At 70.7% G+C, this 20,399-nt stretch carries 14 protein-coding genes; 7 read left to right on the top strand and 7 right to left on the bottom strand.

The genetic code is table 11. From position 1 onward, the window contains the following. Positions 1-62: 62 nt before the first annotated feature. On the bottom strand, positions 63-704 hold the full coding sequence (locus QF046_RS15315) for an NADPH-dependent F420 reductase (protein ID WP_307371450.1): 642 nt from the start codon (positions 702-704) through the stop codon (positions 63-65). A gap of 113 nt (positions 705-817) precedes the next feature. Then, positions 818-1,300, bottom strand: coding sequence for an FBP domain-containing protein (locus QF046_RS15310; RefSeq protein WP_307371448.1), 483 nt, complete (start codon positions 1,298-1,300; stop codon positions 818-820). A gap of 256 nt (positions 1,301-1,556) precedes the next feature. Between QF046_RS15310 and QF046_RS15305 the strand changes: the two genes are divergently transcribed. From QF046_RS15305 to QF046_RS15290, 4 genes are all read left to right on the top strand, one after another. Further along, complete coding sequence (locus QF046_RS15305) at positions 1,557-3,497, top strand: radical SAM protein (protein WP_307371446.1); 1,941 nt, start codon at positions 1,557-1,559, stop codon at positions 3,495-3,497. Between the two features lies 1 nt (position 3,498). Beyond that, positions 3,499-4,317 carry a prolipoprotein diacylglyceryl transferase gene (locus QF046_RS15300; RefSeq protein WP_307371445.1) on the top strand — a complete coding sequence of 273 codons (819 nt, stop codon included), beginning with the start codon at positions 3,499-3,501 and terminating at the stop codon, positions 4,315-4,317. Then, on the top strand, positions 4,301-4,876 hold the full coding sequence (locus QF046_RS15295; protein ID WP_307371442.1) for a hypothetical protein: 576 nt from the start codon (positions 4,301-4,303) through the stop codon (positions 4,874-4,876). Before QF046_RS15300 ends, QF046_RS15295 begins: the two co-directional genes overlap by 17 nt. A gap of 90 nt (positions 4,877-4,966) precedes the next feature. After that, positions 4,967-5,311, top strand: a complete 345-nt coding sequence (locus QF046_RS15290; protein ID WP_307371439.1) for a hypothetical protein — start codon at positions 4,967-4,969, stop codon at positions 5,309-5,311. 21 nt (positions 5,312-5,332) lie between these two features. Here the strand turns inward: QF046_RS15290 and QF046_RS15285 are convergent, their stop codons facing one another. Continuing rightward, positions 5,333-5,734: a hypothetical protein gene (locus tag QF046_RS15285; protein WP_307371437.1), complete on the bottom strand. Its 402-nt coding sequence runs from the start codon at positions 5,732-5,734 to the stop codon at positions 5,333-5,335. Positions 5,735-5,883: 149 nt separating this feature from the next. Here QF046_RS15285 and QF046_RS15280 point away from each other — a divergent pair, with 149 nt between their 5' ends. Further along, the gene (locus QF046_RS15280; protein ID WP_307371435.1) at positions 5,884-7,287 is read left to right on the top strand and encodes an MFS transporter; all 1,404 of its coding nucleotides are present in this window, start codon (positions 5,884-5,886) and stop codon (positions 7,285-7,287) included. Between the two features lie 9 nt (positions 7,288-7,296). Here the strand turns inward: QF046_RS15280 and QF046_RS15275 are convergent, their stop codons facing one another. Then, complete coding sequence (locus QF046_RS15275) at positions 7,297-10,473, bottom strand: MDR family MFS transporter/patatin-like phospholipase family protein (RefSeq protein WP_307371433.1); 3,177 nt, start codon at positions 10,471-10,473, stop codon at positions 7,297-7,299. Between the two features lie 114 nt (positions 10,474-10,587). On the opposite strand from QF046_RS15275, the gene QF046_RS15270 reads away from it, so the two are divergent. Next, a complete protein-coding gene (locus tag QF046_RS15270) occupies positions 10,588-11,580 on the top strand; it encodes a hypothetical protein (RefSeq protein ID WP_307371430.1) in 993 nt (330 codons plus the stop codon). 54 nt (positions 11,581-11,634) lie between these two features. Here QF046_RS15270 and QF046_RS15265 read toward each other — a convergent pair whose 3' ends face one another. Continuing rightward, entirely contained in the window at positions 11,635-15,423 is a 3,789-nt protein-coding gene (locus QF046_RS15265; RefSeq protein ID WP_307371427.1) for an adenylate/guanylate cyclase domain-containing protein, read from the bottom strand. Positions 15,424-15,481: 58 nt separating this feature from the next. Here QF046_RS15265 and QF046_RS15260 point away from each other — a divergent pair, with 58 nt between their 5' ends. Then, entirely contained in the window at positions 15,482-18,328 is a 2,847-nt protein-coding gene (locus tag QF046_RS15260; protein WP_307371424.1) for an AAA family ATPase, read from the top strand. Positions 18,329-18,513: 185 nt separating this feature from the next. Here the strand turns inward: QF046_RS15260 and QF046_RS15255 are convergent, their stop codons facing one another. Next, positions 18,514-19,590, bottom strand: coding sequence for a 3-deoxy-7-phosphoheptulonate synthase (locus tag QF046_RS15255; RefSeq protein ID WP_307371421.1), 1,077 nt, complete (start codon positions 19,588-19,590; stop codon positions 18,514-18,516). 207 nt (positions 19,591-19,797) lie between these two features. Next, entirely contained in the window at positions 19,798-20,340 is a 543-nt protein-coding gene (locus QF046_RS15250) for a YaeQ family protein (RefSeq protein WP_307371419.1), read from the bottom strand. Between the last annotated feature and the right edge of the window lie 59 nt (positions 20,341-20,399).

Genomic DNA, 20,399 nt, shown 5'->3' with positions numbered 1-20,399 from the left:
GGCCGGCGACGTGGGGACCAACCGCCGCTTAACCGGCGCGGTCCCCCGCCGCATGCCCGAGGTCAGGGCAGTCGGTTCGCTTTCGCGAGGTTCGCGGTGAGCTCCTCGGCGTTCTGACGCACGACGTATGCAGGACGGTCGCGCTCGACGCGCCACGACTCGCTGAGCGGGCCGATGTTCACGGTGTCGAAGCCGAACTCGTCGTAGAGGCGGGTGACGAAGGCGACGGCCTCCGCGTCGTCACCGGCCGTGGCAAGTGCGCGGCGGTTCGGGCTGCCGGCCGGAGCCCCATCCGTGGTGATATCTCCCCAGAGGATGTGGTTGAACGCCTTGACGACCCGGGAGGTCGGAAGGTGACGCTGAACGATCTCCGAGGTGGTCGTCTCGCCGCGGTCCAGCGCGTCGATGTGGCCGTCCCGCTCGAAGTAGTAGTTGTTCGTGTCGAGCACGATCTTGCCGGCGAGCGGCTCGACGGGAACCTGCTCGATCGCGCGCAGCGGCACGGTCACGACGACCACCTCGCCGGCACGGCCGGCCTCTTCAGCCGTGGCCGCGCTCGCCTTCGGCCCCAGCTCGGCGATGAGGTCCGCCAGGGTCTCGGGACCGCGGGAGTTCGCGATCACCACGTCGTACCCGGCCGTCACCGCCGCTCGAGCGACCTGGCTGCCGATGTGTCCTGCTCCGATGATTCCCAATGTGGTCATGTCACCGGCAACGTCGTGCTCCGCCGGGTATTCCCCCGACGTGGATCAGAAGCGCATCGGAGACTCGCGGTTCCGATGCACTTCTGATCCAGCATCCGGCAAGAACGGGCGGGTCAGCCGAGCTCGCGCAGGAACGCCGTCACGTGCTCGCCGAGGCGCAGCATCCGCAGTTCGCGCGCGAGCTCACGGTCGTAGCCCTCGTAGGCCAGCGGTGGCAGCTTTCGCACGTTGGCGGAGCAGCCGAAGTTGGCACACACCAGCGTGCCGATGGTGTCGCCGTTGCGGCCGGCCGAACCCGCCTTGCGGGCGGCGAAGAACTGCACGTCGTTGCGGAGGGTGACGTCATCGCACCACGAGCACTGCGCCCGCCTGGCGGTGCGCTGCTCGGCGCGCTGCAGCAGCACGCCCATCGGCTCGCCGTCGACCTCGGCGACGACGTACGCCCGGCGGGGCATCTTCGGGTCGTACCAGCCGAGATAGTCGAGGCGATCGAAGTCGAGCTCGGCGAAGTCGGCCGGCAGGGTGAGGGAACTGACCTCTTTGCGGGAGGCGTTGCGGAAGGAGGCGCGGATGGCGCGCTCGTCGATGGGACGCATGAGGAAGTGCTTTCGGTTCGTTGCCGCACGGCGTGCGGGAGAGTGCGTGGAGGACGGCATCCTCAGACCGGATGCCGGGGTGCGACGATTCTCCGGTGACGGGGGTTCCGCCGCCGGATCGCTCTCAGCCTCTGCCGTCGGTGCGCGACGCACCGACGATCACCTCTCGCGCCACGCGGGCGCCCTCCATGAACAGCACGTCGAACAGTGTACGCCGCCGGGTCCCGGCTACTCTGAGTGGCAACGAGGGGGTCTCATGGCACAGAAGCCAGGAGCGGGCATGCCGTTGCGCGATCACCGCATCCACAGATACGTGAACGCATTCTGTCCGAAGTGTCACGAGGAGAAGCCGGACCAGCCGCTCAGCGAGGTGCGCCGCCTGTCGGGCTGGCTCGCCGACCGCGACGGCACGGTGTGGCTGGAGCGCGGATGCCCCGAGCACGGCCTCATCTCGACGATGTACGACGAGAGCACCGAGATCCTGCGGTACCTGGAGCAGTGGACGGCGCCGACCAAGGTGCACACCCCCGACACCGCCGGCAACTTCAAGCCCATCCCGCAGGCGTACGAGGACGGCCTGCCCGAGATGCAGACCCAGCACACCTGCATCCTCCTCGAGGACATCACCGACCACTGCAACCTGAAATGCCCCACCTGCTTCGCGGAGTCGAGCCCCGCCGCGTCCTCGGTCGCCCCTCTCGCCGAGGTGCTGGCCTCCGTCGACGCGAAACTGGCCCGTGAGAACGACCGCATCGACGTGCTGATGCTCTCGGGCGGCGAGCCGACCCTGTACCCGTGGCTGGAGCAGCTCATCGAGCACCTCGTCGCCCGGCCCATCGTGCGCATCCTGCTGAACTCCAACGGGCTGCGCATCGCCAACGACGACGAGTTCGTGCGCTTCCTCGAGAAGCACCGCGAGCGGGTGGAGATCTACCTGCAGTACGACGGCGAGGAGGCTGCGTCCGTCGCGTTCCACCGCGGCGCGGACATCCGCCGGTTCAAGGAGCGGGCGCTGGAGCGGCTGTCGGATGCCGGGGTCTTCACCACCCTGACGATGACCGCCACCCTCGGGGTGAACGACCACGAGATCGGCGCGGTCATCCGGCGAGCGCAGGCGACGCCGTACGTGGGCGGTGTGACCATCCAGCCGGTGTTCGGCTCGGGACGAAGCTCCGGCATCGACCCGAACGACCGGCTCACGCATACCGGCGTGCTGGCCCGGATCGGGCCGCAGACCGGCGACGAGATCACCTGGCGCGACCTGACCGCTCTGCCCTGCAGCCACCCGCACTGCTGCTCGGTGGGCTACTTCCTCAAGGACGACTCGGGCGACTGGAAGTCGCTGGTCGGGCTGATCGGACACGAGCCGGTTGAAGGAGTTCCTCGACCTGAACCCCGACCTGATCGCCAACCGCATCGCCGACTCGAACATGAACAAGGCGATCCGCGACGTCGTGAAGAGCTCGCTGATGGATCTGCTCAGCGAGCAGTCCTCGCTCTCGCATCCGTCGATGGGCGACATCTGGCGCGACATCTGCGTGAACTGCGACCTCGGGGTCGGCACCCTCGCGACGCTCGCGGCATCGAAGCTGCCGGGTCAGCACAAGCGGATGCGGGCGATGCTCGCCGACCGGGTGCTGCGCATCACGGTGAAGCCGTTCATGGACATCAACACGATGATCGAGGAGCGGCTGATCCAGTGCTGCGTGCACGTGGCGACGGTCAACGAGACGACGAACGCGCACCAGTGCGCCCCGTTCTGCGCACTGCAGGCTTGGGCGCCGCTCAGCCGCACGCGCATCTCCACCGCGACAGGTCGGCCGGCATCCATCAGTACCGAGGTGCGCGAGACGGGCGGGCGTACGCGCCTGCCGGTGGTGTCCGGATGACCACTCCCCCGCTCAACCAGTTCGACGCGGCCGTCGGTCACCCGGCACCGCCGTTCGATCCGCTGCGACTGTGCGTGTTCACCACCATCGCGCTGATCTCCGCCGTGCTGGGTCCGATCGCCGTGCTCGGCTTCGCCCTGATCGCGATCGCCGGATATGCGAAGGCCCGCCGAGGCGGGCTGCTGCGCTCGAAGTGCAAGCTGGGCGACACCCGACTGGTGCTGGCCTACCTGTCGGTGATCGCCCTCGGCGCCGCCGTCGCGATCCCGTTCTGGGTCATGCTGTGGGTCCGGATGCTGGCGGGCTGACATGTTCCCGACCCTGAGCGACCTCGCGCCCTGGCTGCCCGCCCTGGACACGCATTCCACGTTCGTCGCCCTGGGTCTGACCGCCGCCGGCCTCGTCTTCCTGGTCGAGAAGCGCCGCCGTCGGGTGACGGATCATCGCATCGCGTACCTCGTGCTCGGGGCACTGATCGGCGCCGCCGTGCTGTCACGGCTGGGCACGTGGGCACAGCATCTCGACCCGTCGCAGAACCTCAGCCTGATCGACCAGCTCGCGCGCGGCAACGCCTCGATGCTCTCGGCACTGGTCGGCGCCTGGCTGGGCGTGCACGTCGCCAAGAAGCTCTGCGGCTACCCTGAGCGCAGCGGCGACCTGTTCGCCCCTGCCGTCGCGCTGGCGATGGCGATCGGACGCATCGGCTGCCTGCTCACCGAGCAGCCCGGCACACCGACAGGCGCCTCGTGGGGCATCGTGCTGGATGCGGATGCCGCCACCCGAACCGGCTCGCCTGCGGGAGTGCCGCTGCACCCGAGCTTCGTGTACGAGATCGTCTTCCACCTGGCCGCCTTCGTGGTGCTGTGGTTCTGGCTGCGCCACCGCCGCATCGCCGCCGGCGAGACGCTCACGCTGTACATCGCCGCGTACGCGGTGTTCCGCTTCGCCGTGGAGTTCGTGCGCGGGAACGAGATCGCGTGGATGGGACTCACCCGGCCGCAGCTGTTCCTGCTGGTGACGATTCCGCTGCTGGCGGCCAGAATGATCTGGATGCTGCGCACCGGACGCTTCCGCGTCGCCGGTGCCGTGACCGATGAGAGGAGAGTGCGCGATGGACAGCACGCCTGACCAGCCCGTTCCACCCCCGGAGGATCCCCGCGACGACTCAGCGGCAGCCTCCGAGCCGGTCGTGCCGCCGGAGGACGCGACGCCTCCCGGTGCGGCATCCGTTCCGGGTGACGCGGGATCACCGCCGCCGCCCGGCCTTCCCCCGATCCCGCAGGCGCCGGGCAATCCATACGCCGCCGGTCCTCAGGTTCCCGGCCAGTGGCAGCAGTCCGGCCAGCCCCAGCCCGGACCGATGGGCTACGCACCCGGCGCCTGGACGCCACCTGTCCCCGAACGGAAGGGACTGAGCTTCGGCGCGGGACTGGGGATCGGGATCGCGATAGGAGTCGTCGCGCATGTCCTCGCAGTCGTCGCGATGTTCGCATCCGTCAACATGCTGAGCGGCAACGGCGGCATCCTCGGGCTGCTGTGGCCCTTCCTGTTGATCGCGATCGCGGCGATCGTGATGATGTTCTTCCGGGCGACTCGCTCCTACGCCACGGGCATCCTGATCATCGCCGCGGCGGCGTGGCTGATCGTCATCGGCCCATGCATCGTAATCCTGGGCGGGTTCAGCTGACGCCCAGCATGTTTCGCCGCGTTTCGCCGCGGATCGACAGGGTGACATCCCGGTCGTAGCCTCGGATCAACCGATCCAGAGGAGACGACCGTGACCACGCCGCAGACCCGCCTTTCGCCCCTTGAGGTGCGTCAGGATGCTGCGTGCATGTGCGCCCACGGCTATGCCTGCTCCTCGTTCGCTCCCGGCCACGCCCTGCACCTGATCCAGGCGCGGATGGCGTCGGCGACCCCGCTCGGCTGGGTGGATGCGCTCGTGGAGGATGCCGATGCGGCATCCGGAGTCGTGATCCTGCGCACGCTGGACGGCGAGCTCGCGACCGTCTGGAACGCCGGGGGCGCGGCCCTCGAGGCCGCCGCAGGCACTCCCGTCGCCCTGCACCGCGACTACGCCGTGCTGGCCGTGGGCGCCGTGCAGTTCAACGTCGCGCGCTGATCTTCTGAACTGCGGATCTCGTCAGGAAGCCATCTTCATCATCGACTCGCGCATCGCGGTACAGGCGTCCATGCAGGCCTTGCACGCCTGAGCGCACATCCGGCAGACGTCGCTGTGCTCGGCGTGCTCCATGCACTCCTCCATGCACATCTGGCACATGGCGATGCAGGCGTCGAGCATCGACATCATCACAGCCGGGGTCATGCCCTGCATCCGCAGCATGGAGCGCATCATGGTGTTGCACATGTCGGCGCAGTTCATGCACGCCGGAGCGCAGTCCATCGTCTGCGTCGAGCACACCGTGCAGGCCTGTTCGCAGGCGGCGCACGCATCCATGCACGCCTGCATGGCGGCCATGTCCATCATCTCCATGCCCGGCATCTTCATGTCCTTGGACATGGCGTCCATCATCATCGAGTCCATCGCACACCGCTCCTCGTCATCGGCTCTCGCCGGCTGCGGGCGGGCAGGTGGACCCGCCTGACGCCAGGGTACGCCGGTGCGCTGCCGGCGTCGATGGGCGAATCCGCGCGACCCGCCCCACCGTCCCAGGGCTGCAGTACAGTCGGGCTGTGACACCGTTCACCCCGCTGCAGCGCCTGGTCGTCTCCGTCGCGATCCTCGCCTCGTTCGTGACGTTCCTCGACGGCACGGTGGTCACCGTGGCGCTCCCGGCGATCAGCCGCGAACTGGGCGGCGGCATAGTGACCCAGCAGTGGGTGGTGGACTCCTACCTGATCACGCTGAGCGCACTCATCCTGCTCGCGGGTTCGGTGTCCGACGCGTACGGACGCGTGACTGTGATGCGCATCGGGCTGATCGCCTTCGGCGTGGCATCCGTCGCCGTCGCCCTCGCGCCGGATCCGCTCGTGCTGATCATCGCCCGCGCCGCACAGGGTGCGGCGGGCGCCCTGCTGGTGCCGAGTTCGCTGGCCCTGATCACCGCGACTATGCGCGGCGAGGTGCAGTCGCGCGCGATCGGCGTGTGGACGGCGTTCACCACGGGCGCGCAGCTGATCGGCCCCCTGATGGGCGGACTGTTCGTCGACCTGCTGTCCTGGCGATTCGTGTTCCTGATCAACGTCCTGCCGATCGCCGTCAACCTGATCATGCTGGGCCGGCTGCGCCTGCCTCAGCATGTGCGGACGGTCCGGGTGGACTGGGTCAGCGGCGCATTGTGCGCGCTGGGCCTGGGCGCGCTGGTCTTCGCGCTCATCGAGCAGGAGCGGCTGGGTTGGGCGTCCCCCGCGATCTGGATGCCCGGCATCGCCGGCATCATCCTGACGGCCGTCTTCCTGATCCGGCAGAGGCGGTCGGATGCTCCGCTGCTGCCGCTCTCTCTGTTCCGGGTGCGCAACTTCGGCTGGGGCAACCTGTCGACGCTGTTCGTCTATGCGGCGCTGTCGCTGAACGGCTTCGTGATCGGCGTCTACCTGCAGCAGGGCCCCGGCCTGCCCGCGACAGCCGCCGGCATGGCGAGCCTGCCGATCACGATCCTGATGATCCTGCTCAGCTCCCGTGCAGGCGCGTGGGCGGGAAAGCTCGGCCCGCGACTGTTCATGACGGTCGGACCGCTCCTGATGGCGGTCGGCGCGCTGCTGCTGCTCACCGTCGGCACCGACTTCGACTACTGGTGGCAGGTGCTTCCGGCCATGATCGTGCTCGGACTCGGGCTCGCCCTCACCGTCGCCCCGCTCACCTCGGCCATCCTCGGCGCGATCGACGAGAGCCGCAGCGGCATCGCGTCCGCCGTCAACAATGCGGTCTCCCGCGTCGCGGGTCTCCTGGTCGTCGCGCTGCTGTCGACCATCGTCGGCGGCGCGCTCGACCTCGACGGCTTCCACAGCGCCGCCTGGGTGACCGCGACGCTGTTCGCCGTCGGCGGCGTGGTGTCGTGGATCGGCATCCGCCGCAATCCTGCCGAGCCGGCCGAGACGGATGCCGTGGCCCCGGCCACCCCCGGTCCGGTGCGCTGACGGTCGGCCTCACCGACTCGCGAACAGCTCCCCACCCGCCTGATCCAGCAGGTCGCGGGCGGCGGCCCGACCCGCCTCGACCATCCGGTCGAACTGGTGGAACTCCAGCAGCCCCACCCCCATCGAGTGCGGGGTGATCACCCAGGCGCCCAGGTTCTGCGCCTCGGCCGCCCCGCCTCCGCCGATCATCAGGGTGCGCAGCATGGTCTCGCCCAGCGGTGGGATCCGCACCGGGCGCGGCGCCTCGCCGGGCGCGCGGACGTGACCGCCGCCACCCATCGAGATGTTCACCGCGACCACGGGACCCTCATCGCGCTCGACCATCGTGTCGACCGGCAGGTTGTCGAGCACTCCCCCGTCGACGAGCAGCCGCCCCTCGCTGGGGATCGGGGTGAACAGCACCGGGAGCCGTGCCGACGACTTGATCGCCTGCCCCATCGGTCCCCGGCGATGCATCACGGGGGCACGGGTGAGCAGGTCGGTGCTGACGCAGCGGAAGCCGCGGGGCTGCTCCTCGATGTTCAGGTCGCCGAAGCAGCGCACGAGCGCCCGGTGCACGCGCCGTCCGCGGGCGAGCGAGGTGCGCGGCAGCCCGTAGTCGCCCAGCATGTCCTCGCGGACGAACTCGCGGTACGTGACTGCGCCGAGCTCGGCGGCGGACGCGCCCGTCGCGTAGTAGCCGCTGACCACCGCGCCCATGCTGGATCCGGCGATGCGGTCGACGCGCAGCCCGGCCTCCTCCAGCTCCATCAGCACGCCGACGTGAGTCAGGGCCCTGGCCCCGCCACCGCCGAGCACCAGCGCCAGTGAGCGCCCCGCGAGCCGGTCGATCAGACCCCGGATGCCCTCCGGCGGTCGCCCCGGCGATCCGGCGTCGTTCATCGTGATCTCGCTCACCCGCCACGGGTCCACGGCATCCAGCCAGATCTGCCTGACCGCGCGCCCCGGCGCACCGACCAGCACGAGCTCCGGCCGGGAGGTCATCGTCGGCAAGGCCTCGGGCGGGATGTCTTCCGCGCGGGCCACCAGCACGACGGCATCCGCCTCCCGTGCGCAGCGCCCCACCCACACCTCATCCGAGCCGTCGGCGACGAGCATCACGCGTTCACTGTCCGCCTCGGCGCGATCGACCTGTTCGGGGGTGTGCGCGCCGGACAGCAGCGCCACCCTCAGGTGCGCCGAGAGACCGCGGTGCAGCATGCCTGCCACGGCCTGCACCGGGGCGCCCGCACCGGCACCCACGACGGCGATCAACCGCGGGCGCGATGCCGTCCGTGCGGCGGGCGGACTGGCCTCGGCGAGCTGGCCCGCAAGGGCGGTGACCAGCGCGGACAGCGCCCCGGCATCCTCGCCGATCGTGTGCTGCAGCAGCTCGCGCGACACCTCCAGCACCTGGCAGTCCCGGCGGGCGCGGATCGATGCCGAGCGGGGCCCGTCCGTGAAGAGCGCCAGCTCGCCGACGACCGCACCGGGGCCGATCTCCCGCACCACCTCGTCGTCGATCACGACCTCGGCGCGCCCCGAGATCACGACGAACATCGAGTCGGCGCTCTCGCCCTGCCGAAGCAGCCACTCCCCCGCGGGCACCGTGCGCCGCGGGGCATCCGCGCGCAGCCGCTCCCGCGCCGGTTCCGGCAGGCGCCCGAACAGCGACTCCTCCGGCGTCGGGATCGCCCGGCGCAGCACCACCGACCGTGCGGCATCCGGCATCCGCAGCGGTGAGGGCCGCTCCTCGGCATCCGTCGCCGCGACGTGACCGCCGTGATCCACCCGCCCGAGGAACAGGGTGATCACGGCGCCGGCCGCGAACGCGTAGATGCTCATCGTCCAGCCGTCGCGCAGATCCTGCACGACGGTCGCCGCAGTGGGAGTGCCGAGGATGACGACCAGCAGCGCGACGCCGATCGTGCCGCCGATCTGGCGGGCGCTGGAGATCACCGCGGATGCCGTGGCGTACTTCCCGTCGGGCTGCGTCGCCAGCGTCGATGCCGCCAGCAGCGGCAGGGTCGCACCCACCCCGATGCCGCTGATGATCTGCCCTGGCAGCCACTCCGCAAGGAAGTTCGGCGTGGTCCCCACCACCGTCACGTACCAGACGTAGCCGAGCGCCCAGACGACGAAGCCGCCCGCGATGATCCAGCGGTAGCCGACCCGGGCGGCGATCGGCTCGAGCAGTCCCGCAACGAGGGCCGCGACCAGCGCCCCGGGCACCAGCGCTAGCCCCGCCTCGAGGAGCGTGTACTGCCAGACGTACTGCAGCCACAGCACGTTGCCCAGCATGTACGCGAAGAAGCCGACCCCCGCGACGAGCGTGGCGATGTTCGCGACCAGGAACGAGCGATTGCGCATCATCGCCAGGTCGAGCACGGGCGAGCGGTGCCTCATCGAGCTCAGGATGAACCCGCCGAACAGCACCACCGCCCCGCCGACCACGAGCCACAGCATCAGGCTGGCCGCGCCCCAGTCGTCGCCCTTGATGATGGCGGCGTTGATCAGCCCCAGCGAGCCCGCCAGCAGCAGGGCGCCGCGCAGGTCCGGCATCCGACGGCGGCCGGGGGCGCGGCTGTTCACCAGCTGACGCCGCCCCAGCCACCAGGCGAGCGCCCCCAGCGGCAGGTTCACCCAGAACGCCCACTGCCAGCCGCCCGCCTCGACCAGCGCGCCCCCGATCGGTGGCCCCAGCCCCGATGCGACCGCGGCGGCCGCCGACCACAGGCCCACGGCCCGCGCCCGCCTCGCCGCGGGGAACCCGTCGATCACCACGGCGAGCGAGGCGGGCACGAGCATCGCGGCACCCAGCGCCTGCACGATCCTCGCCCCCACCAGCACACCGAGCGACGGCGCCAACGCGCACACCAGCGACGAGATCGTGAAGACGGCCACCCCCAGCAGGTAGACCCGGCGCCTCCCCAGAAGGTCGCAGAGTCGGCCGAACACGATCATGAACGCGGCGAACACGATGTTGTACGCGTTCAGCACCCAGGAGATTTCACTGATCGACTCGTCGGGGAACGACTCGCGGATGCTGGGAAACGCGATGTTGACGATGGTCGCGTCGAGGAACGCCAGCAGCGCCCCGAACGAGGCCACCAGCAGCACGGTCCGCTCAGGTACCCGTCCCCGCCGCACGACGGCACCGGGCTCGCGCGACTCGGACACGCCCCGGCGGGCAGACTGCAACATCATTCCGCCAGCTTCTCGGGCCGGGGGAGCGTAAACCTCAGTGAACTCACGGATCTTTTCCCGTGCGCGCGAGGACAGGCTGAGATCACCGCCTGTTCACCCACCGAGGAGTCCCCCATGTCGCACCGTCGCCTGCGGATCACCCGCTCGCTGATCGCCGTGGCGGCGCTCGCCCTGTCGGCGCTGGTCGCGCCGCAGATGGCGTCCGCCGACCCGCCGCCCCCGCTGCCGACCGCCGCCACCGTCACGGTCACCACCGACCCCGCCATCGCGGCGTCGCTGGGCACCCTGCCGTCCGGGTCGCTTCCCGCTGTGCTCGCGGCCGTCGGCACGCCGTTCGACGTGGGTGTCTCGTTGACGGATGCGGGTGGCATGCCCGCCGTGTACGAGTACCCGGCCACGGTGACCCTCACCGCCACCGGGCCGGGCGTGCTGCAGACCACGACCGCCACGCTGCCCGCCGGCGCGTCGAGCCTGCACATCTCGACCTCGTACTCGCAGGCGACGGCCGCACTGACCGTGACGGCCTCGATCACCGCGACGCCGCCGGAGCACACCACGGTGCCGCCGACGGTCTCGGGCGTCGCCGCCGCGTTCCCGGTCGATCTGAGCCTGACGCTCATCGACGGTCAGAGCCCCGCGCTGAAGAACGGCACGGCGGGAGCCGATGCCGCGGGCTGCGCGGTCGTGGACGCGGCGCACCCGATGTGCGGCGTCGTCACCCTGCCGCGCGGCGCGACCGGCGGCACGGCGCTGAGCCTGGGCGCATGCCCGACCGGCGCGACCTGCACGGCCCGCAGCCTGGTCACGCAGTTCCTGGGAGACCTGACCGGCCCTGACGGTGCCGACCTGTACACCCGGACGGCCCCGGCGAGCATGTCGATCTACTGCGACAAGACGCTGTGCGGCAAGGGCGGGGTGGCGTCCTACCGGGCGCAGTGGTCGGAGTCGGCGACCGGGGCACTGACGATCGCCCCGCTGTGCCCCGCGAAGGGCATCATCGGAGCCGATCAGACGTTCTGCACCGACGTCGTCTCCAGCAGCCGCCTGAACGCCGGCGACCTGCGACTGGTCGTCCTCTTCCTGCACGACGTGCGCGGAATGATCTGATCACCCTTCGACGGGCTCGGCGGCGCATGCGCGGCCGAGCCCGTCGATGCGTGATCAGACGACGACACCGAGGTCGCGCAGCGTGCGCCGGGACTGCGACTGCAGTTCGTCGTCGCCGGTGGCCTCGGCCAGCGCGAGCTGCAGCAGCGCCGGTTCGTAGCCCCCGTAGCCGCCCGTGGTGCGGGCCAGTCCCTCGCGCGCGGCCTCGGCGGCCTGCGAGGATTCACCCTGGGAGACGAGCACCTGGGCGCGGATGCGATGCAGCCGAGCCAGCGTGTCGGCGGCCCGCAGCCGCGCGGCCCGGATCGTGTCGTCGATGAGCGCCAGTGCCTGCTCGGCATCCCCGGCATCCGTCAGCGCCTCCGCACGCGCCGCGTCCAGCAGCGCCACCTCGGTGGCGAGCTCCAACCCGGCGAGCACCGCGCGCGCCTCGTCGAACAGCGGCCAGGCGACGGAGCTGTCTCCGACGCCGGCCTCGGCCCTGGCCTGTTCGCGCAGCACCAGGCCGACGAGCTCCTCGTCATCGACGCGGCGAGCCAGCCGCAGGGCCGCCTGCAGCACCGGCAGCGCCTCGCCGTGCCGGCCCTGGGCGACCAGCACGTCAGCCGTGTTGTACAGCGCGGTCGCCTCGTTGGCCTCGTCGCCCAGACGGCGGAAGGTCTCGCCCGACCGGGCGAAGGCGCTGATCGCGTCGTTCCACTCGCCGCCGTTGTACGCGTCGATGGCGAGGTTGTTCAGAGTGAGCGCCTGGCCGCTCAGGTCGTCGAGCCGCTCGTACAGGCCCAGCGCGATCTGCCCGTACGGCCGGTCCTCGTCCAGCGCCGACGCGCCGTAGGCGAGGTGCAGCGCGTTGCAGGCGTGCGCGAGCACGGAGCGGTCACCCGACGCCTCCGCCCATTCCACTCCGAGGCGGCTCCAGCGCACGGCATCGCGCGCACGACTCTGCAGGTGCAGGCAGAACCCGTAGCGGGTGGCGAGCTGTGCGCGCACCGCATCGGCCTCAGCGCCGACGCTCTCCTCGAGCATGCGCAACGCGCGCGTCAACTGAGCCATCGCCGCCCGGTAGCGTCCCAGACGCTGCGTGATACGGGCCTCGCGGTAGAGCAGGTCCCCGGTCGCGACCGGGTCCCCCGCGAGTTCGCGCCGTGCGCGGCGCAGTGCCGTCAGGGCGCCCGTCGCATCCCCCGCCATGTCGAGGCTGTCGCCGAGGGACGAGAAGGCCGCCGCCCGATCCGCACGCGGGATCTGCGGCAGGTGCATCGCGGCGTCGATGGCTCGGGCGAAGAAGGCCGCCGCCTGCGCGTAGGCGTACTTGCCCCGGGCCTGCTCCCCCGCATGCAGCGAATGCACCCATGCCCGCTCGTGCAAGCCGGCGGCATGGAAGTGCAGACTCAGCCGTTCGGAGGACGACGACTGGTCGGCCGCGTTCTCCCAGGCGAGCGCCACCTGCTCGTGGAGTCTGCGCCGCAGCCGGAACGGCAGGCCCGCGTAGGCGACGTCGCGCACCATCGCGTGTCGGAACTCCAGGTCGCCGTCATCGACCGGACGCACGAACTCCGCCAGCCGATCGGCGATGTCCTCGGCGCTCAGGCGCGTCTCAGCACCCGCATCTCGCAGCCGTGCGAGGAATCGCGGATCGAAGCGGGTGCCGAGCACCGCGGCGAGCCGCAGCAGCGCACGGTCGGCGGTGTCGAGACGGTCGATGTCGACGAGCAGCACCGCCTCCACCGATCCGGGCAGCTCCTCCTCAGTCGTCGAACCCGACTGCCTGGTCGCAAGCGAGGTGAGGAACAGGGGGTTGCCCTGCCCGCGCTCCACGATCGCCTCGAGCGCATGGCGGCTCTGCCGCACCGATCCGGCCGCCTGCTCGACGAGGGCACGCGCGAGCTCATGCGGCATCGCGGCGAGCGCGATGCGGCGGTCGGCCGGTTCCTGCAGCCGCGGCACATGGCCGACGGGCACCTCCCGGCGGGTCGCGATCACGCACCACGGATGCCGATGCGCCTCAGACTCGAGACGCAGCAGCAGCGAGTCGGACGCCTCGTCGAGCAGATGCGTGTCCTCGAAGATCAGCACCGTGGGCGCGGGGAGCAGGCTCGCAAGCAGTGCGACGACCGCGTCTTCGATGCGCCCGCGTCGGAAGCGAGGGTCCAGCTCATCGACGTCACGGGTCGAGGGCAGCTCGACGCCGAGAGGAACGCCGATCAGCGGCAGCCACGGCAGCAGGTCCGGCCGCTCGGCATGCACGGTCTGGGACAGGCGTGATGCCACGGCATCCGACTCGTCGTGCGGGGCGATGCCGAGGGCCGCGCGCAGCAGACCCCCGACGGCCGCATAGGGAGCATCCGCCTCATAGCCGCTCGCGCTGGTCACCAGTGACCGGATGCCGTCCGGCGCTCCCGCTTCGGCGACGAGCCGCGTCTTGCCGATGCCCGGTTCGCCGACGACGTCGATCACGCTGCCTCGATGATCGGATGCCGCAGCCAGCGCCGCGCGCAGCACGGCGATCTCGGCGGATCTGCCGACGAACGGCGTCTCCCCCCGAGCGTCGGAGGTCTGCTCGTCGACGTGCAGCACCGTCAGGGCGTGCACGGGGACGCGTTTGCCCTTCACCAGGAACGGCTCGATCGGCACCGCCTGCAAGCGCAGACGGGCAGTGCTGACGGCATCCGCAGTGGCCACCACCTGCCCTGGCTGCGCCCGACCGAGCAGCCGGGCGGCGAGGTTCACGGCATCGCCCTTGACCGAGTACGCCCGCCGCAGCGCCGGCCCCAGCTCGCCGGCGAACACGGGGCCGGTGGACACGCCGACCCGCACCTGCAGCGGACCGGTGTGATCGGCGATCTGCCGCGCGACCGACAGCATCCGCGCGGCATCCCGGCCCGCGCTGCGCGGAGCCCCCGCGATGAGCATGATCTTCCCGCCGTCCGCGGCGATGTCGGTCTCGAAGAAGGTCACGCCGTGCCGCAGACAGGCGCGCTGCACGGTTTCGACCAGCGCCGCGACGGCGTCGGCCGCGCGCTCCGCGTCCTGCAGCAGGGCGTCGGTGCCGGTGAACTGCACGAACCCGATCGCAACCGGCCGGTGCTCGGGCTCGCCGGGCCCCGAGAGGACCTGTGCGCGGATGCCGGGAGGCAGCGTCGGCAGCACCGACGGGCCGGGCCCGACGGGAGTCCGCGGCGGGCGGCGTGCCCCGGAGGGCGCCGTGCGCAGCATCCGTCCCTCCCTGTCCCCGCCGACGTCGTGCGCGTCGCCGAGCAGCCGTGACGGCAGCAGGTCGGCGGTGTCGGCGCAGACCAGGATCCGACCGGCGTCGCACGTCTGCTCGATGGCGACGAGTCGAGTGATGTCCGGTCCGCCGACGATCAGCTCGCGATGGCTGGCGGGGTCGCCGACGAAGAACATGTCGAACACTCCGGTGCGGATGCCGATCGACATGCGCAGCTGCGCGGGAACCGGGAGGATGCGATCGCGGACGAGGGTGCGCAGCGCCGCGCGCATGCCATGCGCGATGCGTGCCGCGCGAGCTGCATGCTCGGCTCCGCGCACGAACAGCAGCACGGCGTCCCCGCCCCACTTCAGCAGGTCGGCGTCGTCGTCGAACGCGGGTTCGAGCAGCCGCGTGAAGGTCAGGTCGAGGGTGTCGCTGAGCAGCTCGGCGCCGACTCTGCCCTGTCGCGCCAGCCGCTCGGTGAGCCGCGTAAAGCCGGAGATGTCCGCGAAGATCATGGTTCCCGGCAGGCTGCGGTGACGCTCGTCGGGCATCTGCGCGAGCCATTCGCGAACGAGCCGCGGGGCGAACGGGTCACCACGATCGGCCTCCGCCGACGATTCAGGCCACATGGGTCTCCTCCATCGCTAGAATCCAGCTAACGGGGGCAGAGAGTTGGGGGCCATCAGCATGCCTGTGTCCGCCCTGCCCACCGTCCCGCCCGGAAGACTCTTCCTGGGCCGGGAGGCCGAGGTCGAGCGCGTCATCGAGGCGCTCGGACCCGGGTCGTCGAGCGGACTCGTGGTCTCCGTGCAGGGCGAGGTCGGCATCGGCAAGACGTCGCTGATCGAGGCGGTGCTCGCACGCGAGCCGCAGGGCAGGCGCATTCTGCGCGGTGCGACGGATGCCATGGACCGGCGGCGTCCGTTCGGACTGCTGCTGGATGCGCTGGCCGACGTGCTCGACGAGGACGATCAGCGCGTCGCCGCGGAGCAGAGCGAGCAGATCGCCGGTGAGCGCCTGCTGGCGATCATCGAGGAGGTCGCCAGGGAGCCCGCGCTGCTGGTGCTCGAGGATCTGCACTGGGCCGATGCTGCGTCGCTGCGTCTGCTCACCCGGCTCAGCCGCACACTCGACCAGCTGCCGCTGGCGATCATCGCCTCTCTGCGCACACAGGCCAGGCACGAGACGGTCCCGGCTCTCGATCGTCTGCTCAGCGTGCTCAGCGAGCGCGGGCTGCTGCACTCGATCGTGCTGGACCCGCTGCCGGAGGAGACCTGCCTGGCGATCGCCGAGAATCTCACCGGCGCACGAGTCGAGGGCGAACTCGCACGCTACACGACGGCCGCGGGAGGCAACCCGCTGTTCCTCACCGAGATGATCCGCGCGCTCCTGCGCGACGGCGCCGTCACGCTCGGCGGGCGCGGCGAGGCGCTGCTGGATGCGCCGATCGGCCCGTCCCCTTCGCTGGCGACGATCATGATGCGCCATCTGAGTCATCTGAGTCCGCAGACCCGGGAGCTGCTGACCACCGCCGCTCTCCTGGGCACACGGTTCTCGCCGTCGCAGCTGCGCCTGGTCGCCGATCAGCCGATGAGCGAGCTCCTGCCCCTGCTGCGGGAGTCGTTCGCCGCCGGATTCATCGAAGAGATCGACGACGACACGTTCGGGTTCCGGCATCAGTTGATCCAGGACGTCCTGCTGCACGACCAGCCCGCCGCCGTCCGCGCCGAGCTGCACCGCGAAGTCGCTGTGACGCTGGACGCGGCGAATGTGTCGCCCGCGACGGTCGCCGATCACCTGCTGCAGGCGCCGACCGCGGGAACGGATCTGCCCTGGCTGCTGCGCCTGGCGCGGCGCACGGTGACCGCGGCTCCCCTGATCGCCGTGGAGCTGTGGGACCGTGTGGTCGCCGGCACGGACGCGGCCGATCCGATGCACGTCAGCGCCACGGCGGGACTGGCCCGCGCCGCGCTCAGCGCGGGCAGGGCGCAGGAGGCGGGCCGGCTCGCGGAGAGCGCGCTCGATCACGCCGGAGCGACCGAGGCGGGAACGATGCTCCGCGCCATCGAGCTGCGCGCGCTGCTGATGCAGCATGAGCACACCGCCGCCCACGAGCGCGCCATGGGGTACGCCGCGGTGCAGATCATCGAGCCGGCCGAGCGGGCGGCGCACCTCGCCTTCGCAGGCTGGCCCCTGTTCATGCTCGGCGATGTGGAGGGTGCGCGCAGAACGGCCCGCGAGGGCGCGGAACTGGCCGCCGAACACGGCAATCACGGCGCCCGGGTGTACGCCCTCGCACTGCAGGGGCAGATCGCGTCGTGCCGTGGTGAGCTCGATGAAGCCATCACTCTGCAGACCGAGGCGGTCTCCGTCGCCGACCGGCATCCGTCTCTGACCGCCATCGAGGCGTTCCCGCATGCACTGCTGGCCATCGCCCTCGCCGACGTCGACCGCTCGACCGAGTCCGTCGCCCTCGTGCATCGCGGACTCCAGGTCTCGGAGCAGTTCGGGTATCGCACCGGAATCCTGGCCACGCACACCCTCGCCGCGCAGGCGCGCAGCCACAGCGGTCACCTTTCCGACATCGCCGCTGAGCTCGAGGCGCACCGCGCGCTGCTCGGATCGATGGAGATCCGCCTCGACCCGCCTGTTCGGGGGCTCCGCGCGCACGTGATCGCGCAGCAGAGCGGCCCGGCAGCAGCGCTGGACGCCGCCGCCCAGCTCGACCCGGTGCCCGGAAGGGATCTGTGGGGAGGGCGCGGTCGGTCCTGGGTATGGCTGGGCCTGAGTCAGACCGCGCGTGCGCGCGGAGACGCCGCGGCCACGCTCGAGGTGCTGCGACGCGGGTGGCAGGAACTGAGCGACGCGGACATGGCGATGGACTGCGCTGAGATGGCCCTCGACCTGATCCAGCTGTCGCAGCAGGTGGCGCACGATCCGCGGACGGACCCGGCAGGGCGCGCGCGTTCGACCGACGAGGTCGATGAGGTCGTCGCGCTGGTGGCCCGACTCGCGGCGAAGAATCCGTCGGTCGTGCATCTGCAGGCCACAGCCCTCGCGACGGCAGGCCTGAGCACCGGCGACGCCGCCCTGCTGATCGAAGCCGAGCAGCGGATGTCGGCGACGCCGCGCCTGCTCGATCATGCTCGCATCGCGGAGCTCGCCGCGCTGGCTCTGCCCGCCGACGACGCGCGCGGCGGGAGCCTCGCCGACACGGCCCTGCACGCCTACGCCGAGGTCGGCGCGGATCATCAGCTGACCCGAGCCCGCGCGTCTTTCCGGCAGGCCGGCGTGCCTGTGCACGCGCAGGCACGATCCCGTCCGACATCCGGCTGGCAGTCGCTCACGCGCACCGAGGAGCGGATCGCCGGTCATGTGGCCACTGGCCAGACGAATCTGGAGATCGCCCAGAGCCTGTTCATCTCGCGACGCACGGTGGAGACGCATGTGTCAAACGTCCTCGCCAAGCTCGGACTGCGCTCGCGCACCGAGATCGCCATCCGCTTCGCGCACCGCGTCGAGGAGTCTCGTTAAAGCGGCCATCATGTCCATCCAGCCGCGGAACGGCAGCTCGTGGCCGTCACCGCCGACGCGCCCCGCCGGGGGATCCGTGCCGTCCAGCCAGATGTCGATGTGCACACCGCCAGCGTCGCATCGGGGGTCATCATCCGGATCGGTGAGATCACTGATCTTCGCCTGACCCCAGAGCATCCCGGGCCTCAGCCGCGTCGACTCCGCACGGATGCGGCGAGCTGACCGAGCGCTGCGGCCGTGGCATCCCATCCCATGCAGGCGTCCGTGACGCTCTGCCCGGGCACGAGCTTCGCAGGACCCACGGTCACATCGAGGCGCTGCGCACCCGCGACCAGATTGCTCTCCAGCATGACGCCGGCGATCGCGGCCCCGTCGACGGCGATCTGCTCGGCGAGCTCTGAGGCGACCTGCGCCTGACGCAGATGGTCCTTGCCGCTGTTGCCGTGGCTGGCGTCGATGACCAGGCGCGGGGTGAGCCCTGCGGCGGCGAGGCGCTCGGATGCCCGACGCACGTGCTCGCGTCCGTAGTTCGGACCATCCGATGCGCCGCGGAGGATCACGGACGTGTCGGGGTTGCCGGTGGTGGCCACGAGGCTGGCGCGCCCGTCGGCGCCGATCCCGAGGAAGGCCTGCGGAGCGGATGCCGCCGACGCGGCGTCCAGTGCGACCTGGATCCCACCGTCGGTGCCGTTCTTGAATCCGATCGGCATGGACAGGCCGGATGCCAGCTGCCGGTGGATCTGGCTCTCGGTCGTGCGCGCGCCGATCGCGCCCCACGTGATGAGGTCGGCGGTGTACTGCGGGCTGATCGGCTCGAGGAACTCCGTACCCGCAGGCAGCCCCAGGGCGGTGACGTCGCGCAGGAAACCGCGCGCCAGACGCAGGCCGCTCTCGATGTCGTGGCTGCCGTCGAGGTGCGGGTCGTTGATGAGGCCCTTCCAGCCGACCGTGGTCCGAGGCTTCTCGAAGTAGGTGCGCATCACGATCAGCAGGTCGTCGCCGAAGCGGTCGGCTTCGCGGACGAGACGACCGGCGTACTCCAGCCCTGCCTCGGGATCGTGGATCGAGCACGGGCCGACCACGACGAGCAGCCGGTCGTCCGTGCCGTTCATCACGGCGCGCACCTCGTCGCGGCTGCGGGAGACGAGAGCGGAGCGTTCGGTGCCGATCGGCAGCATCCGGGTGATCTCGGCGGGAGACGGGATCGGCGTGAACCCGGTGACGTGCAGGTCGGTGGTCGTCGGGGCGAGAGTGGTGGTCATCAGCGGTGTCCTGTCCTGTGGATGGTGACGGACCCGCGCAGAGCCCGCCGAAACGGCGAAAGCCAGAGCAAATGCTCTGGCTTGTCGGCTCTGAAGGTGTCGGTATGCGCTAGATCAGCGCCGGCCCCTCCAGAGCCGACTCGAAATACGCATACCAACGGGTGATCATGGGAACACGGTACCGCATGACAGAGGATGCCGGCGCCATCATGACTGGATCGCGTGGTCGTGCACACCCGAACTGAGGTGCGTGCCGTTCAGTTCGAGGTACAGCTGCTGCTCGGTCACCGAGACGGTCATGGTGTTGCGTCGGGCCAGCGCCGCGGACGCCTCGTCGAGGAATCCGGCGTCGAAGCTGTGCAGAACGATGGCATCCGCCTGGTGGATGGTCTTTCCCGCCCACTGCGCGATGACCTTGGCGGGGTCGCGGTGCGTGTAGATCACGGTGCGATCGGCGAGCTTGCTGCCGAAGTGCAGGCGGGCGGCGTCGGGGGCGCCGACCTCGATCCACGCCGTGACACGGCCGGTGAGGTCGCGCACGAGCACGGCCGGCTCATCGGTCGCGGCGATGCCCTCGGTGAAGGCGATGCCCTCCTCGTACTCGAGGCAGTAGGCCAGCAGCCGGGTGAGCATGTACGTGTCGGTCTCGGACGGATGCCGTGCCAGTCGCAGCGTGAAATCGTCGTACACGCCGCGATCCACATCCGCCAACTGCACATCGAACGTGTGGATCGTCGCGCCTGTCGCCATGATGCCTGAGCTTACGCGGCCGGGAAGCTCCCCGACGTGCGTGCGGGATTCCGCGAGCA

This window comes from Microbacterium sp. W4I4, from assembly GCF_030816235.1.
In the GTDB taxonomy this organism is placed as follows: Bacteria; Actinomycetota; Actinomycetes; order Actinomycetales; family Microbacteriaceae; genus Microbacterium.
The sequence above is the reverse complement of the archived record's forward strand: the minus strand, read 5'-3'. Positions and strand labels throughout refer to the sequence as shown.

What these genes read in the sequence shown, in the direction of transcription:
- QF046_RS15315 (WP_307371450.1), bottom strand. Translation starts at nt 704, where the DNA reads ATGACCACATTGGGAATCATCGGAGCAGGACACATCGGCAGCCAGGTC.
- QF046_RS15310 (WP_307371448.1), bottom strand. Translation starts at nt 1,300, where the DNA reads ATGCGTCCCATCGACGAGCGCGCCATCCGCGCCTCCTTCCGCAACGCC.
- QF046_RS15305 (WP_307371446.1), top strand. Translation starts at nt 1,557, where the DNA reads ATGGCACAGAAGCCAGGAGCGGGCATGCCGTTGCGCGATCACCGCATC.
- QF046_RS15300 (WP_307371445.1), top strand. Translation starts at nt 3,499, where the DNA reads ATGTTCCCGACCCTGAGCGACCTCGCGCCCTGGCTGCCCGCCCTGGAC.
- QF046_RS15295 (WP_307371442.1), top strand. Translation starts at nt 4,301, where the DNA reads ATGGACAGCACGCCTGACCAGCCCGTTCCACCCCCGGAGGATCCCCGC.
- QF046_RS15285 (WP_307371437.1), bottom strand. Translation starts at nt 5,734, where the DNA reads ATGGACTCGATGATGATGGACGCCATGTCCAAGGACATGAAGATGCCG.
- QF046_RS15275 (WP_307371433.1), bottom strand. Translation starts at nt 10,473, where the DNA reads ATGATGTTGCAGTCTGCCCGCCGGGGCGTGTCCGAGTCGCGCGAGCCC.
- QF046_RS15270 (WP_307371430.1), top strand. Translation starts at nt 10,588, where the DNA reads ATGTCGCACCGTCGCCTGCGGATCACCCGCTCGCTGATCGCCGTGGCG.
- QF046_RS15265 (WP_307371427.1), bottom strand. Translation starts at nt 15,423, where the DNA reads ATGTGGCCTGAATCGTCGGCGGAGGCCGATCGTGGTGACCCGTTCGCC.
- QF046_RS15260 (WP_307371424.1), top strand. Translation starts at nt 15,482, where the DNA reads ATGCCTGTGTCCGCCCTGCCCACCGTCCCGCCCGGAAGACTCTTCCTG.
- QF046_RS15255 (WP_307371421.1), bottom strand. Translation starts at nt 19,590, where the DNA reads ATGACCACCACTCTCGCCCCGACGACCACCGACCTGCACGTCACCGGG.
- QF046_RS15250 (WP_307371419.1), bottom strand. Translation starts at nt 20,340, where the DNA reads ATGGCGACAGGCGCGACGATCCACACGTTCGATGTGCAGTTGGCGGAT.